The following is a 15269-nucleotide window of genomic DNA, read 5'->3' on the forward strand; positions in this document are numbered from 1 at the left end:
CGTGCACTCGGGTGGCGAGCGCGCCGAGGATCTCGTTCGCCTCGTCGTCGCCCGGCCCGTCGGCCTCGTCCAGGGCGATCGTGAGGACCTGGCCGACGTCGGCGGAGGCGGAGGGCGACCTCGCTGATCTCGCCGCGGTCCTCCCGGCGCGCACCGAGCTGGTCGCCACCTGGCGGCCTCGCGACGGGGAGGAACTGCCCGAGGGGACTCTGCATCCGGCGATCGTCGCGCTCTTCGACGCCGCCGGAGACCGCGGCCTCCGGCTCGACGGGGTCGAGGTGCGGCAGACGGTGCTGGGGGAGGGGCCCGAGGACGTGGCGGTCGAGGTGTCGCTGACAGTCGCGGGGTGAGCGGAGGGCGGGAGGCGCCTCAGGTGGGCCGAGTGTCAGCGCTCGAGGACCTGCTCGGCAGGACCGGCTCCTCAGCACCGAGCGGAGGAGGGAGTGGCGCCGTCCGGCCGATCCCGCGCCACTTCGTGCCACGGTCCGGGCCGTCTCCGTAGGCTCCGACGCATGACGAGCGGAGTCGAGGCCGGAGTCCATCGCGGTGACGAGCGGACGGTCCTCCACCGTCGGTGGTTCGCGGTCGTGGCCTCCCTGGTCTTCGCCTTCGGCTGGCTGCTGATCCCCGGCGTCGGCTGGCTGATCGGCGCCGTCGCCGTTCTCTGCAGCTCGGCGTGGACGCGGTCGGAGAAGGGATCGGCGTTGGCGATCCCGCTGGTCGCGGCCGCTCTGGTCGGCAGCGGGGTCGGGCTCTTCTACGGTCTGCTCGGCGCGCCGAGCTCCAGCCTGACGACGTGGACGGTGGTGGGGGCCGGAATGCTGGCGGGAGGCGCGGCGACTGCGCTTCTGGGGGTCCGGCTGTGCGCTCGGGCACTCCGCCGGCCGGAGGAGTCCGCTGGAGGCTCGCTCTCACCAGCTGCCCCGGCCTCGGGCGCGTACGACGTCAGCTGAGAGGAGGGGCGTGGGCTCCTGAGGGAGGCCGCCCTGTCTCAGCGGAGGTTGTGCGGCCGCTCGCCGGCCCCGCTCGCGTCGTAGCGGAGCCGCACCAGCTCAGAGCCCGGCAGAACCGTCGCGTCGAGGAGGCGCAGCCCGTGCTGCGGCGCCCCGGAGTAGAGCGGCGTCCCGCCGCCCGCGAGTCCGGCGCCGACGAGGACGATCAGCTCGTCCACCAGGCCCTGCTCGAGGAGCGGGTTCCAGGTGGTGCCGCTGCCGAACATCAGCAGGTCGCCCCGGTCGCCCTGCTTGAGCAGCTCGATCTCGGCCGGACCCTGCTTCCGCGGCACGATCCGGGTGGTGGCGGCCCACGGCGCCTCCGGATCGGGAGCCAGGGAGTCGCTGATCACCAGCGCGTCGAGCGACGTGACCAGCCGCGCGGTCTCGTGCTCCCGCTCGCCCGCCGTCCCGTCCGCGGCGACGGCGCTCCAGCTGTCCCAGTTGTCGCGGAACCAGCGGCCGCCGTAGACGAGTGTGCCCGCGCGGCGCAGCAGCTCGAGGTTGCGGTCGTTGAACGCGTCCTCGAACGGCAGCGCCGAGAGGTCGTGCCCGGGCCCCTCGAAGCGGCCGTCGAGCGAGGTGAGGACGGAGACGACGAGCCTGCTCATGCGGGGGATGCTACTCAGGCGGGGGTGCCGGGTGAAGGGGCGCGGAGGGCCGCGAGCCGGAGGAAGAGCGGCGGGGGCGACTCATCCGGCAGGGGTGTCCGAGAAGCGTCGGCAGCGGTGTTCCCGATCACCTTTCGATACGCGGCTGGATAGTGTCGAGCCGGGAAAAGGCGTCTACGGGGAACAGGTACAGGTGATGGTCGAGCGACCGGAGTTGGACAGGGCGAAGGAGAGAGTCGCGCGAGCTGCCGGCGATCTGAGCAAGCGTGCGCGGAGCGCTACGACGCAGGTGATGGAGCAGGCCGGCGATCTCCGCGAAGCAGCCGCCGAGAAGTTCGGCCCGAGGAGCCTCCAGTCGTACGAGGAGGTCACGGCCGAATACAACCGCGCCTTCACGGCGATGAGCGACGACGGGCTCTCCCTCCTCCGGCAACGCGAGCGCTCCACCGACCTGATCGCTCTCGTCGAGCTCGTGGTGAACAGCATCGCCAACACGCCCAAGTCCTTCAGCAGGGACTTCGAGCAGATCGAGCTCGACAGAGCCCGGTTCCTGGACGCCGAGGAGATCGCCCGCGCGGATCTCGTCGCTGCACGGAAGTCCGCGGCGGGAGCGGGCGCCGGTGTCACCGCCGGCGCGGCGATCGCGAGCGTCGCGCCGACCGCCGCCATGTGGGTCGCCACCACGTTCGGCACCGCGTCGACCGGGACCGCGATCTCGACCCTGTCCGGTGCCGCTGCGAGCCAGGCCGCCCTGGCATGGCTCGGCGGCGGGGCCGTCGCTGCCGGTGGCGGAGGGACCGTCGCGGGAGGAGCGCTGCTCGCGCTGGCCGGCCCGGTCGGCTGGAGCCTCGCAGGCGCCGCCGTCCTCACCTCGGTCGTCCTGTTCACGAAGAAGAAGTTCGAGAACCGCGAGACGAAGCACGAGATGCTCACCGCCGTGATGCGGAACATCGCGCAGGTGCAGGCGATGGACGCGCAGATCGACGACCTCCTCCAGCGCACCGCCTCTACTCGAGAGCTGCTTCTGAAGGTCTACGGCGAGGCGCTGCCGCTCTTCGGGGCGGACTTCGCGACCCTGGCTCCCGCTCAGCAGTCGCAGCTCGGCGCGCTCGTGAACGTCGCGAAAGCGAGTGCGGCACTGCTGAGCGCCCGTGTGGAGCAGGCCGCCGACGATGCCTGATCTCGCCGACGTCGCCCGAAGCACTCAAGAGCAGGCCGTCGCCGCCTGGGTGGGCTACCTGAAGCAGGTGCGCGTCGATCGCCTCATGGGCGCCCTGAGCAGGCAGGACCAGAACCTCTCGACGGCTCTCGACCATCTGGATACGGCCCTCCTGCACATAGGCGACGTGGTCTCGTCGAACCGCGGTGGAGTGAAGGGCGCGCACGGATTCATCGCCGAGGTCGCCGAGGTCGGTATCGGCAACGCCCGTGCCGCTGTGCTCGGGGAGACCGGCGGCAACGCCTGGGTGAACGACAACGGCCCCGTCGATCTGATGCGGAACGGCCTGCTGATCCAGCAGAAGTTCTCCGCCGCCGGCGGGCGGTTCGGCCTCGGCGCGATCACGGAGCACCTCGAGAGGTACCCGGACTTCGTGAGGAACGGCGGCAGGTACCAGATCCCGAGCGACCACTTCGAGGTCATCCAGAAGCTGCATGCGATGTCCGCCGAGGATGCGGCGAAGGTCCTCTCCCGCAGCGGGGACGGCCCGTCCCTCCGCGACTGGAACCGGGTGAAGGCGTTCTTCTCGAGTGAGACGATCGACATCGCGGCACTCGAGCCCTCCCGGCTGGAGTACCGGGACGTGCAGCTCGGTGCGTACACCGACACGTTCGCGGCGGAGGAGGGAAGGATCACGGCGACCGACGAGGCCGCCCGCACGGCTGCCGTTCGGGAGAACCGGGCGACGGTGCGCCAGGGCGCTCAGGTCACCGTCGTCGCCGCCGGGATCGAGGGTGGGACCGCGTTCGTCTCCGCGGTCCTCGCCAAGCGCCGCGAAGGCACGAAGCTCAAGGAGTTCTCGGCCGACGACTGGAAGGACATCGCGAACGCCTCCGGTCTCGGCGCGGTGAAGGGCGGTATCCGCGGTCTCACGATCTACTCACTCACCAATCTCACTGCGACTTCGGCCGCCACGGCGAACACGGTCACGACCGCCGCGCTGGGGATCGCGGGCCAGGCGAGCAGGCTGCGAGCGGGCGACATCTCTGAGATCGAGTTCATCGAGAACTCCGAGATCCTCTGCCTCCAGGCCGGCATCAGCGCGCTGTCCTCGGTCGTCGGGCAGGTGCTCATCCCGGTCCCCGTCCTCGGCGCCGTCATCGGCAATACCGTCGGCTCCGTCATGTTCAGCGTCGCGTCGTCCTCGCTCTCCGCCCGGGAAGAAGCGCTCATCGCCGGATATCTCGAGGACCAGCGCTCACTCGATCAACAGCTGGCCGCCGACTACGCCGATCTCCTGGCGAAGCTCGAGACGAGCATGCTGCACTTCATCGACATCCTCGACCGGGCGTTCTCTCCCGACATCGAGGTCGCGCTTCTCGGGGCGATCGACCTCGCGGCCCGAGTCGGGGTGCCCTCGGAGGAGATCCTGGACACCGACGAGAAGGTGAACGCGTACTTCCTCGACTAGGTGCCTGCGGGTCGGGGCGGAGGTAGCGAATTTCTTTCATGGTTCGTGTGAGGCAGCAGCATCTGCATCTGCATTTGGACGCGGTCGAGCATTCTCGCGCTTCACCGACTTGGCGTAAGGGGACTGATCTTCCTCAGGCCTTCGAGGCGTCGGGCGCTCTCGGCCGAGAAATGAAGGGTTGCAGTGTCGTATCTTCAGTTCATGAGGATCAAGTGGTTTTCGGCCGTTTTCGTCGGGCTCGTACTTTGCGGGGCCGTGTCGGGATGTAGTGCCGAAGATCCGGCCGGTGCGTCACCCACGTATACGGGGCCGCGCCAAATGGATGCTCCTTATGTCCCGCCCGTGGCACCGCAGCCCGCGGTGGAGATCCACACGTTCGAGACCGTCGACATCAGTTGGCAGTGTGACGAGAGCTTTACGAAGGTCACAGAGGCCCCCTACAGCTCGACAGCAGCTGACAGTGCACTTGCAGGCACCGCGTATCAGTGCAGATCTCTCGACGAGTGGGCATCAGCGGCTCGCGAGCAACCGGATTCGTATGGAATCGCGGGAAGTGCCATGGACGACGAGTTCCTCACCTTCGCCATTATGGCGCTGTGCGAGCCATCTGATCTCGCGCCAGCGATTCAAACGCTGGCGGTTTGCGTGGATGCCATCGATAAAGGCCTAGTGGTGAGCCGATCCGCGTAAGACCGTAGTGCGTGCGGCACCTGGAGCCCTCACCCTCCTCACATCGCCGCCCCCAGCGCGCCCCGCAGCGTCGCCCGCGCCCGCGCGTGCCGGCTCCGCACGGTCGTGGCGCGGAGGGACAGGATCTCGGCCGCCTCGGCGAGGGAGAAGCCGTCCCAGTAGACGAGGGTGATGATCTCCTGGTCGACGGGCTTCAGCTGCGCGATCGCGGCGCGGACGTCCTCGGCCGCGTCGTCGGCGGGTGCGGGCGGCGTGATGCGGAGCTCCTCCGCCAGCCGTTCGACGAGCGCGCTCCTCCGGGTCGCGGTGCGGCGCTGGCCCGAGAGCACCCGCCGGGCGACGCCGAACGCCCACATCCGCGCGCGCGTCTCGTCCTCGGGGATCGACCGCTCCTTCCGCCAGAGGATCAGGAGGGTGTCGCTGAGGAGGTCCGCGGCGTCCTCGGGGCTCGCCGTCCGCCGCGCGAAGTAGCGGAGCAGGTCCGGCGCCTCCCGCTCGACCAGGGCCGTGATCTCGGCCTCCCGGTCGCGCGCGGGGGAGCGGACGACGCTGCGCGCCATCGCAGGCGCCGCCTCGCCGGCGCTCATCACAGCTCTCCCGTGCAGTCGGTGCTGCCGCCCAGGCCGCCGTCGCCCTCGACGATCACGCCCTCGGGGATCGTGTCGAGGATGTGGTCGTCCGCCGCGGTGATCCAGGCGCGCCAGCGGATCGTCTCGTCAGAGAGTCCGGGGCCGTCGCTGTTCATGTCCGAGGCCAGCCAGACGGGGTCGGTCGTGTAGGCGACCGCGTCGTCGTGGATCCGCTGGCCGACGCCGCTCCAGTCCTGCGCGCGGAGGTAGTCGGTCGCGGAGGTGGTGACCTCGCGGTAGTCGATCTCTCCGTTGAAGTAGTCGATCGAGCACGACACCGCTGCGCCGGAGTCGGTGGTGTAGCTGATCGGGATCGTGAAGTCGGGGACCGAGCGGACGTCGGTGCCGGCGCTGGTCGCCAGCACGAGACCCGGGACGAGGAGGACGGGAGCCGCCAGCCACCACGCCCTCGACCGCGCGGGACGGCGGGGCGCGCGTTCGCGGGTCTCGGCGATCACGCTGTGCAGGGCGGTGCGGACACCGGGCGCCCGGTCGTCGGTCGCGGGGTCGCTGCGGGAGAGCAGGTCGTCGAGTGTGCGTCGCGTCATCGGGTCCATCCTTCGTCGGTCGGGCGTCTACCGAGTACGTGGCCGGGTGGGGCCCGAGCGTTGCACGGGACCTGACGGGAGGAGTGAGCCGAGCCGGTCGCGCGCGCTCACTTCTTAGAACTCCTTCGCGAGGACCCGTCAAAAGGCGCCATATTCGGCTTCACCCCGGTCCTTTTCTCATCGGTTATGGCCCCGACAAGGGGGGCTCACTTCTCTATGGCGAGAGGGAGGCCGACCTATACGTTCATCTTCGGAAGCCCGCGGGGAATGCGTGCTCCCCTCCGGAGTCTGGGGCCTCCGCACTCGCTGCGACATCCGTGTCGTTCGTCGTGTCGACGTTTCGCTCATCTCCACGATCGACAACACGACTGAGAAGCAGAACCATGGCTTTCACGACCCGGCGGCGCCGCCACTCACGGCACCGTGCGCCGTCGCGCCTCGGAATGCGGGCCGTCGTCTTCGCGACGATCGGCGCTCTCCTCGTCGGCTCGTGGGGGCTCGGCGACGTCTCCGCCTCGTCTCCCGCTCAGGCCGCGAACCAGGCGGATCCGGTCGCCGGCGACGCCCCCGCCCTTCTCCCGACGCCGGTCGCACCGACACCGCCGACAGCCCCCGAGGCCGACCCGGCACCCGCTCCGTCGGCACCCACTCCGTCAGCGTCCGCCCCGTCGACGTCCGCCCCGCCCGCACCCGCCGAGGCCGCGGAGTCGCCGAGTGCCACGGCGGAGGAGCCCGCTCAGGACGAGCCCGATCCCGCAGCGCCCCGCAGCGCCGCGCAGACGGAGCAGCCCGTCGAGCCGGCGCCGGCCGGGTCGGCGCTCGCTCCTCCGGCGGCCTCGGACGACGATCAGGAGTCGGACCGCGGCCCGCCCGCGACGGCGCGAGCAGCGGGAGGCTTCTCCACGCTCGCGGCCGGCGTCGCCGAGGCCCCGCGACAGGTGTGGACGGAGACCTTCGAGCAGGGTCTGACGACCGCACCGAGCGCGCTCACCGCCTACGCGAACGGCCGCTACACGGCAGCCACCGGCTGGTCGACCGCCACGAACTGCACCGGCGTCCTGGTCAACTACACGGCGCCGTACCCCAACGCCGCCTTCTGCCCGACCCGGCCCCTCCTCACCGTCGGCACGGGATCGTCGGCCGCACGCGAGACCCGCCGCATGGCGGACGTCCTCGGCCAGGTGGCGGCCGGAGTGCCGGGGTCCACCTCCAGCACCGCACCGGCCAACGGCTCGAACACTGGCACGCAGGCGAACCACGCCCTGGTCGAGTACCCGTACGCCACCATCACCGGCGGCACGACCGTCGCCCAGAGCGCCGCGGGGATCGGCGTCTCCGCTCCCGCCGCCCGCTACTACGCCGTCGGCATGAACGCCGCCGGCGGGCAGTGCGGGACGAACAACGCGTCCCTCTCCCTCAACCTGGTCTCGGGCGGGTCCACCGTCCTCACCGGATTCGCCGCACCGGTCGTGCCCTGCGCCGCGACCGGCAGCGTGTTCTACACGTCCCCGACCCTCCCGCTGGTCGGCGGGCTCGGCTCGCTCGTCGATCCCGCGCTCCCCGCCTCCGCTCGCGCCGCCGCCTACACCGGCACGAGCACCGCGCTCCTCACTCCGGCGCAGATCGCCGCGGCCCAGGTGCAGCTCGTGAACACGGTCACCGGCACGGGAAGCGCCTTCGCCGTCGACGACCTCCGCGTGCTCGACGTCACCCCCGCTCTCGATGCGGCCTTCACGCAGGCCGTGCCGACCGCGACGGTGCCGACCACGCTGACCTACACGGTCACCAACACCAGCGACCTCCTCGCGAAGGCGGACTGGCGCTTCTCGACCGCTCTCCCGGCCGGCCTCGTCGTGGCCCCGACGCCTGCTGTCGGCGGGTCCTGCACCGACGTCACCGGAACCGCGTTCGCCGTCACCGCGGCCGCCGGATCCTCCTCCGTCTCGACCGTCGGCGGCGACCTCGCCGCAGGCGCGACCTCCTGCACGATCTCGGTGGACGTGGTGGCCGCCGCCGCCGGGACGTACAGCACCGGGACCACGACTCCCACCGGTCTCATCGCCGCCGCCCCCACGTCGGTGACGGTCCAGGCCGCGACGACCCTCACCGTCCGGAAGAACCTGCCGGTGCGCAGCGCCACGGGCGACCAGTTCACGCTCTCGGTGCGCAGCGGCACGACGGTCCTCGCGTCGGCCACGACCACGGGCACCGCCACCGGGATCCAGGCCGCGCAGATCAGCCGCCTCACCGTGCAGTCCGGAGCGACGTACACGATCGCCGAGGCGCAGACCGCGGGCGCGGGCCTGGGCTACTCCAACAGCTACGAGTGCTCGCGCGGCGGCACGGTCATCGCCTCCGGAGCCTCCGCCGCGGGGTCGATCACGATCCCCAGCGAGGCGGGGGCGGAGGTGCTCTGCACCTTCACGAACACCGTGCAGACGCCCCGCCTGTTCTGCGACACCGGCCGCTTCTACTCCCTCACGGCGGCCGGCGCCCTGCAGCAGGCCGACATCGTCACGGGATCCCTGACCTCGATCGGCAGCTGGTCGGGGACCGCCGAGGCGAACGCGCTCGGCGTCGGCGCGAACGGCGCCTTCGCCTACGCGCTGGACCGCTCGTCCGACGCGACGGACGTCGACGCCGTCCTCAAGTGGACGCCGGACGCCGGCTTCCAGAGGATCGCGAACAGCGCGTACACGACCGTGGCCGGCGGAGCGCAGGTGGCCGGCAGCATCGTCGCCGGCGCGGTCGACCTCCGGACGGGCCGGTACCTGTTCGGCAGCTTCGCGAGCGGCCAGTTCTACATCTGGAGCTTCACCGAGGCCAACCCCGTCGCCACCCGGTTCGCCCTCGTCGGCTCCTTCCCCACCTCCGGAACCCCCAACGGCAACGGCGACATGGCGTTCGACGCTCGCGGCAACCTCTACGTCGTCGGCGCGGGCTCGGTCAACAACGCGAGCAGCGCCGCGATCTTCACCGTGCCGGCCGACGCCCTGGCCGCGGCGACCGGCGGCACCCTCCCGGTGAACACCTCGATCGCGAAGGCCGTGACGGGAACCGACGCCGCCTTCGCGAACATCAACGGCATCGCCTTCTCGCCGCGCGGAACCGTCTACCTCGCCAACGGCGACGTCGCCGCCGCGAACGGTGTTCCCGCCATCCCCGGCAGCGCCTACGAGTTCGACGCCACCACGTGGACCCGTGTCAGCGGCACGCCGCGCGTGAGCGTCAACGCCGTCGACCTCTCCGGCTGCTCCTCGCCGGCCACGATCACCGTGCAGAAGAGCGTGGTGGGCCGCCTGGCCGCGGCGGACCAGTTCCAGCTCACGGCCGCCGCCGGCTCCCCGGCGTCGGCGTTCGCCACGGCCACCACCACCGGCGCCACCACCGGCCGCCAGACCGCGCAGATCGGCCCCTTCCCCACTCCGATCAACAGCACGGTGACGGTCTCGGAGGCGATGGCCGCGGGCTCCGCCTCCCCGATCACCGCCTACACGAGCATCTACGAGTGCTACGCGGACGGCGTGCGGGTGAGCACGGGCTCGAACCCGACCGGCACGGTCACCCTCCCGAACCGGCTCGGCGTCAACGTCACCTGCACCTTCTTCAACTCCCCGCGCCCCGCCTCCACGGTGCGCATCACCAAGACGATCCGGGACGCCTCCGGCACGACCCGCCCCGGCGTGGACTGGACGGTGGGCACGACGGCGACGGCCACCGCCGGCTCCGTCGCCCTGCTGCCGGAGCAGTCGCCCCGCCAGCAGACGGACGCGGCGGGTCAGGCCGCCTGGACCGTCCTGTTCGGCACGGAGGCGTCGCGGGCGACGCTCACCGTCTCGGAGGTGCAGCAGACGGGCTTCGCGTTCGTCAGCGGCGCCTGCACGGTCAACGGCACCGCCCGGGCGACCACCTTCTCGCAGTCGGGGACCGTCATCAGCGCGAGCCTCACCGGCATCGCCTCCGCGGCGGTCGTCGAGTGCTCGATCGTGAACCGGCCCACGGCCTCCCTCACGCTGGTGAAGACGGTGAGCTCCGGCAGCGCGCTGCCCAGCGACTTCACGCTCAGCGCCACCGGCCCGACCGGCGCCCTGCCCGGCCCGACCGGCCGCGCGGGCTCCGCTGGCGTGTCGGCGATCCCCGTCACCCCGGGTGCCGCCTACCGGCTCGCCGAGACCGGGGGCCCCGCCACCTCCGTGCAGACCGCACCCTGGCAGTGCCGCACCGACACCGGCGCCGCCCTCACCGTGAGCGCGGCCGGAGACGTGACCCCGACGAACGGCGCCGCCGTCACCTGCACCGTGGACAACGCCAGCGCGACGATCACCCTGGTCAAGCAGGTCCTGCGCCCCCAGACCGGCTTCCAGGCGGCCGACTGGCGCGTCACCGCGACGCCCGCCGCACTGGCCGGAGCGACGCTCCCGACGGAGACCCGGGTCGGCGCGGAGTACGTCGCCGCGGGCAACCCGGCGAGCACCTTCGAGGTGCGACCGGGTCACGGCTACACGCTGTCCGAGGCGGCGACGGATCCGACCCGCCGCCTCGCCTACCAGGAACTGCGTCTCGAGCGCCTGACCGGGACGACGTGGTCCCCGGTCGCCTCGCGGACCATCACGGCCCCCACGGCCGGTCAGACGGCGGTCTACCGCTTCGTCAACGCCCCCGTGGACCCCACACGCCTGCCGCTGACCGGCGGCGCCAGCACCGACGCGTTCCTCCTGGGCGGGGGGTCGGTGCTCACTCTCGCACTCGGCCTCCTCCTCTGGGAGCGGCGCCGGAGGCTGCGAGGCCCCTCCCGGTGACGCCCCGACCGAGAGCCCCGGCGCTCTCCCGCAGACCCTTTCCCGCACACCTTCGACTCCACGACACCAGCACTCACGACCTCAGTAGGAGAGATCACATGTCCCGCTCACTCACCAGGCGGCTCGCCGCCGCAGCCGGCGTCCTCGCGCTGAGCGCTGCGGCGGTCTTCACCGCCGTCGCGCCGGCGTCAGCGGTCACGCTGCCCGGCAACATCGACCCGACCATCAGCCGCACCCTCACCGTGCACAAGCTCGCGCTGGGCTCCAACAACGGCCAGGCGATCGGCACCGGCCAGGAGATCACGGTCCCCGGTGACGCGCTGCCCGGAGCCGTGTTCACCGCCGCGCGCGTCCAGGGCGTCGACCTCACCACGCCCGACGGCTGGAACCAGGTCGCGAACCTGACCCCGGGCACCGCGGCGACCCGCGTCACCGCCGCCGACACCTTCACCGCCACCAGCGGCACGGACGGCGAGGCCGTGTTCAACAACGGCGCGAGCATGCCGCTCGGCCTCTACCTCGTGACCGAGACCCAGCTCCCCGCCGGAGCCACCAACGGCGCGGCGCCGTTCCTCGTCACCCTGCCGTTCCCGACGGGCCCGACCGGTGCGCCTGCGAACCAGTGGATCTACGACGTCCACGTCTACCCCAAGAACGCGGTCACGGAGCTCACCAAGACGCGCGTCCCCGCGGCGGCGAACTCGGTCGAGGCGCGCAACCCCGACCTCATCCGCTGGGCCATCGCCTCGGACGTGCCGGTGCTCGCCGCCGGTGACTCGCTGGAGGCGTTCACCCTCACCGACACGCTCCCCGCCGAGCTGACCTACCTGCCGACCGGCCCGGCCGGCGTCGCGCCCACCGGCATCACGGTGACCAGCGCCGCGGGCACCGCGCCCGCACCGGCCTTCATCGCGAACACGGACTACACGCTCGGCTACGACGCCGCGACCCGGAACGTGACGCTGAACTTCTTGCAGTCCGGCCTCACCAAGCTCCAGGGTCTTCAGGGCGGCGTCGTCACCCTCACGGTGCTCACCCGCGCCACCGCCATCCCGGCCAACGGCATCATCACCAACTCGGCGACGAGCGTCGTGAACGGGGCCACGGAGACGGTCACCGGCAGCACCCCGATCGGTCAGCTGACCGTGTACGCCTACCAGAACAACGGCGCCAACCGCGTGCCGCTCGCGGGTGCGATCTACCAGGTGTTCCTCACCGAGAACGACGCCAACCTCGGCCAGAACCCGGTGTTCATCAACGGCAACCAGAACTGGACGACCGGAGCGAACGGCATCGTCGAGATCCCGATCATCACGCCGGGCAACTACTACGTCCGCGAGCTGACCCCGCCCGCCGGATTCCGTCTGCCCACCCCGGCCCAGGTGCTGACGCAGGTCGTCGCCGGACCGAGCTCGGCCACCGCGCCGATCCAGAACTACGTCGAGTTCCTCCACACCCAGGTGCCCGCGTTCGCCCTGCCCCTCACCGGTGGCGGCGCGCAGTGGTTCACCCTCGGTGGGGGCGCGCTCCTCGCCCTCGCGATCGGTTCGGGCCTGATCGCCTCGCGCCGCCGCACCGCGCTGGCTGCTCAGACCGCCGAGTAACGTCACACCATGACGAAGTCGAATGCGGGGCACCCGTCGGGTGCCCCGCATTCCTCTGTCTCCGGCCCTTTTCCTCCGCGGAGGCGGATCCACCGCCGGCCGCGGTGGCGGCTCCCGATCGCCCCGCTGGTCATCGCGCTCATCAGCCTCTCGGGGGTGGCGCTGCTGCTGTACCCCGTCGCCGCCAGCTGGCTGAGCGCCGTCGAGCAGGCGCGCGAGATCGACTCCCTCACGCAGGGCATCACCGACCTCGGCGCCGAGACCCTCCGGCAGAACCTCGTCGAGGCCCGCGCCTACAACCAGAGCCTCAGCGGAGGCGGCGCGGCCGTCGCCGCGAACGAGCGCCTCCCCCTGGCCGACGACGAGCAGGTCGCCGACCGGGAGCGCTACTCCTCCCTCCTGCGCGGCGACGCCGAGGGACTGATGGCCCGGATCCGGATCCCCGCCATCGACGTGGACCTGCCGATCTTCCACGGCACGAGCGACGCCGTCCTCGAGCGGGGCGTCGGCCACCTCGAGGGCACCGCCCTGCCGGTCGGCGGCCCCTCCACCCACTCGGTGCTCACCGGCCACCGCGGCCTCGCCTCGGCCGAGCTCTTCACCCACCTCGACCGCGTCGACGTGGGCGACACCTTCACCATCGAGGTCTACGGCGAGGTGGTCACCTACCGCGTGCGCGAGACGCTGGTCGTCGAGCCGGAGGACACGCAGAGCCTCCTCGTGCAGCCCGGCCAGGACCTCCTGACCCTCGTCACCTGCACCCCGCTCGGGATCAACACCCACCGCATCCTCGTCACCGGCGAACGGGTGATCCCGACGCCGCAGTCGGACGTGGACGCGGCGGGGGAGTCGCCCGACGTCGCCGGGTTCCCGTGGTGGGCGGTCGCGGCCGGAGGCGCCGTGGTCGCCGCTGGGGTGTACGTGTGGTGGGCGGGGCGGCCGGCGCGCGGCGCGTGGGTGCCGGTGGTGGTCGCCGACGAGCGGGACAAGGTTCCTGCGGATCTGTGAGGCGAGGGGGTACGGATCTCCACCGTCCTGCTCCGGTCGCTTCAGCGCCGTGCTCTCCCCGGGATCGCGGCTGTGCCGGCCCGGTCAGGCGGGGCGCCACTCCTCGAGGAACTCGGCGACCGTCTTCGTTTCGAGGTCGAGCTCGACCTGCCCGAGGAGGTAGTGGGGATCGGCGAGATCGGCCTTCACGCGGATGATCTCGGCTCCGGTGTCGAGGCGGAGGACGACGAGGTCGTAGGGCGCGAGGAACCCGCTGCCCAGCGCCATGTCGATGGTGAGGCGGAGCCGCCCGAAGCGCCGCAGCTGCAACTCCGCGCGGAGGTGCTCGGCGGCGACCTCAGGGGCGTCGGGAGTGGGGTCGGGCATGGGGGAGACGGTACCGAAGCGGTGGTGGCAGGACCCTGGTCGCGCCCGGGACGGCGTTGTCGCGACGTGAGCCGCTGGTCAGTCCCGCAGGCCGACCGTCACCGCCCGGCTCTCCGGGGCCTCGATCAGGTTCTTCGCCACCGCGGCGGAGAGGTAGGACGTCGCGTCGTGCCGGCGCAGCGTGACGACCGAGGCGACGGCTCGCACCGCCAGGACGATCGGAGCGAAGCTCGGCCCTGAGGTCAACCAGTCTCCGACCGCGACGCCGACCTCGGTCATCGGGATCAGCAGAGTCATCGGATCGAGTCGCCCGCCGCCCTCGCCTTTCAGCGGGCCGGATGCTCGATGCAGCTCGGAGACACGCGCCTTGTAGGTGAGGAGTGCCTCCTCGAGCTCTCTGCCGTCGTCCGCCTCGGCGATGGCGAGCCGCACGTCGCGGAGGCCGTCGATGTACCGGGCTAGCAGCTTCTCCTTGCTCTGCCGGAAGGCCACGATGTCGTCGAAGGTCGCATCCGGATGCGGCTCGGGGATGTCGTAGAGCGTGAGGGCGAGTACGCGCTGGCCGGAGGCGTCGTCGATCGAGAACAGCGCCTGCCGGGCAGTCGCGGTCGTGGCCACGCCGTACTGCCAGCCCTTCGCCTGGCAGAGGCGTCGGCCGCAGATCGCGAGGAGCGCGGGGACCAGGTTCTCCCTGGTCGCTCGGAACTGAGAGCCGTCGTGAGAAGCGGGCCGGAGGTAGTCGTTTGCAAGGAGCCAGTGCTCCAGTTCGTAGGGGAGCTTGCGGGCGAACAGCCTGTCGGACTGTTTCCAGTCGTCGGTCGTGAAGGTGTACCGCGCAGCGGCGCGGATGCACTCGCCGACGGCCTGCTCTCGCGTGTGCTCGTCGAGGTCAGCAGCGATCCACCAGCCTCGATAATAAATTTCGGCGAGGGTCTCGGTGGATGGGAATCCTCGCGGAGCGATCGTGGAGAACCGCTCGCTCAGCAGCAGGGCCTTTTTCATTCGGCCTCGGGCGGAACGACCACCGGTGACAGCAGGAGGGTGTTGTCGCGCGTGTGGTGCATCGGTTCTCCGATCAGTTGGCCGAGCGGGTGCTTGAAGGCACCCATGCGGTGCTCCGTGCTTCGCGGCGTCGCCTATCTCACGGACTCGTGTGACGGGGGTGCTCGCGCCATGCTCCTGGCGAGACGTCGATCGCCCTCGCCACGCTGCAGGTCGACGATCGGGCAGCGCCAGCGCTGCTGCTTGCTCGAACTGGTGAGCTGCGCAGGATCGACATCCCCACCGCGACCGCCCTAGACCGGCGCGCCTACCTGCGTTCCGAGCCCGACGCATACAAGACGGAGAGGGAGCCCGGCGCCGCGGCGAGCTGACCGCCTCCAACGAGCAGCC

13 protein-coding genes are annotated in these 15269 nt (G+C 71.4%); 8 read left to right on the plus strand and 5 right to left on the minus strand.

Features of this window, described 5'->3' with window-relative positions; genetic code table 11:
* Both C5C36_RS02320 and C5C36_RS02325 read left to right on the plus strand, forming a co-directional pair.
* The coding region (locus tag C5C36_RS02320; protein WP_219814871.1) for a hypothetical protein at window positions 1-350 on the plus strand (350 nt) is incomplete at its 5' end.
* A 162-nt stretch (window positions 351-512) separates the two neighbouring features.
* On the plus strand, window positions 513-953 hold the full coding sequence (locus tag C5C36_RS02325; protein ID WP_104309161.1) for a hypothetical protein: 441 nt from the start codon (window positions 513-515) through the stop codon (window positions 951-953).
* Between the two features lie 38 nt (window positions 954-991).
* On the opposite strand, the gene C5C36_RS02330 is transcribed toward C5C36_RS02325, so the two are convergent.
* Window positions 992-1603, minus strand: coding sequence for a dihydrofolate reductase family protein (locus tag C5C36_RS02330; RefSeq protein WP_104309162.1), 612 nt, complete (start codon window positions 1601-1603; stop codon window positions 992-994).
* A gap of 292 nt (window positions 1604-1895) precedes the next feature.
* Here C5C36_RS02330 and C5C36_RS02335 point away from each other — a divergent pair, with 292 nt between their 5' ends.
* The 3 genes from C5C36_RS02335 to C5C36_RS02345 all read left to right on the plus strand — a co-directional run bounded on the left by C5C36_RS02335 (window position 1896) and on the right by C5C36_RS02345 (window position 4923).
* The gene (locus C5C36_RS02335) at window positions 1896-2783 is read left to right on the plus strand and encodes a hypothetical protein (RefSeq protein ID WP_219814872.1); all 888 of its coding nucleotides are present in this window, start codon (window positions 1896-1898) and stop codon (window positions 2781-2783) included.
* Window positions 2776-4233, plus strand: a complete 1458-nt coding sequence (locus C5C36_RS02340) for a hypothetical protein (RefSeq protein WP_104309164.1) — start codon at window positions 2776-2778, stop codon at window positions 4231-4233. Before C5C36_RS02335 ends, C5C36_RS02340 begins: the two co-directional genes overlap by 8 nt.
* 201 nt (window positions 4234-4434) lie before the next feature.
* Complete coding sequence (locus C5C36_RS02345; protein ID WP_146082431.1) at window positions 4435-4923, plus strand: hypothetical protein; 489 nt, start codon at window positions 4435-4437, stop codon at window positions 4921-4923.
* 38 nt (window positions 4924-4961) lie between these two features.
* Here the strand turns inward: C5C36_RS02345 and C5C36_RS02350 are convergent, their stop codons facing one another.
* Both C5C36_RS02350 and C5C36_RS02355 read right to left on the minus strand, forming a co-directional pair.
* Complete coding sequence (locus tag C5C36_RS02350) at window positions 4962-5483, minus strand: RNA polymerase sigma factor (RefSeq protein ID WP_104309242.1); 522 nt, start codon at window positions 5481-5483, stop codon at window positions 4962-4964.
* Between the two features lie 26 nt (window positions 5484-5509).
* Complete coding sequence (locus C5C36_RS02355) at window positions 5510-6100, minus strand: hypothetical protein (protein WP_104250223.1); 591 nt, start codon at window positions 6098-6100, stop codon at window positions 5510-5512.
* Between the two features lie 383 nt (window positions 6101-6483).
* On the opposite strand from C5C36_RS02355, the gene C5C36_RS02360 reads away from it, so the two are divergent.
* The 3 genes from C5C36_RS02360 to C5C36_RS02370 all read left to right on the plus strand — a co-directional run bounded on the left by C5C36_RS02360 (window position 6484) and on the right by C5C36_RS02370 (window position 13511).
* Complete coding sequence (locus C5C36_RS02360) at window positions 6484-10899, plus strand: LPXTG cell wall anchor domain-containing protein (protein ID WP_146085297.1); 4416 nt, start codon at window positions 6484-6486, stop codon at window positions 10897-10899.
* A 98-nt stretch (window positions 10900-10997) separates the two neighbouring features.
* Entirely contained in the window at window positions 10998-12503 is a 1506-nt protein-coding gene (locus C5C36_RS02365) for a SpaH/EbpB family LPXTG-anchored major pilin (RefSeq protein ID WP_104309167.1), read from the plus strand.
* A 9-nt stretch (window positions 12504-12512) separates the two neighbouring features.
* Window positions 12513-13511, plus strand: coding sequence for a class C sortase (locus tag C5C36_RS02370; RefSeq protein ID WP_104309168.1), 999 nt, complete (start codon window positions 12513-12515; stop codon window positions 13509-13511).
* 84 nt (window positions 13512-13595) lie between these two features.
* Here C5C36_RS02370 and C5C36_RS02375 read toward each other — a convergent pair whose 3' ends face one another.
* Window positions 13596-13877: a hypothetical protein gene (locus tag C5C36_RS02375; RefSeq protein WP_104309169.1), complete on the minus strand. Its 282-nt coding sequence runs from the start codon at window positions 13875-13877 to the stop codon at window positions 13596-13598.
* 78 nt (window positions 13878-13955) lie between these two features.
* On the minus strand, window positions 13956-14879 hold the full coding sequence (locus tag C5C36_RS02380; RefSeq protein ID WP_104309170.1) for a hypothetical protein: 924 nt from the start codon (window positions 14877-14879) through the stop codon (window positions 13956-13958).
* Window positions 14880-15269 lie beyond the last annotated feature (390 nt).

This window comes from Rathayibacter sp. AY1G1 (genome assembly GCF_002932095.1).
In the GTDB taxonomy this organism is placed as follows: domain Bacteria; phylum Actinomycetota; class Actinomycetes; order Actinomycetales; family Microbacteriaceae; genus Rathayibacter.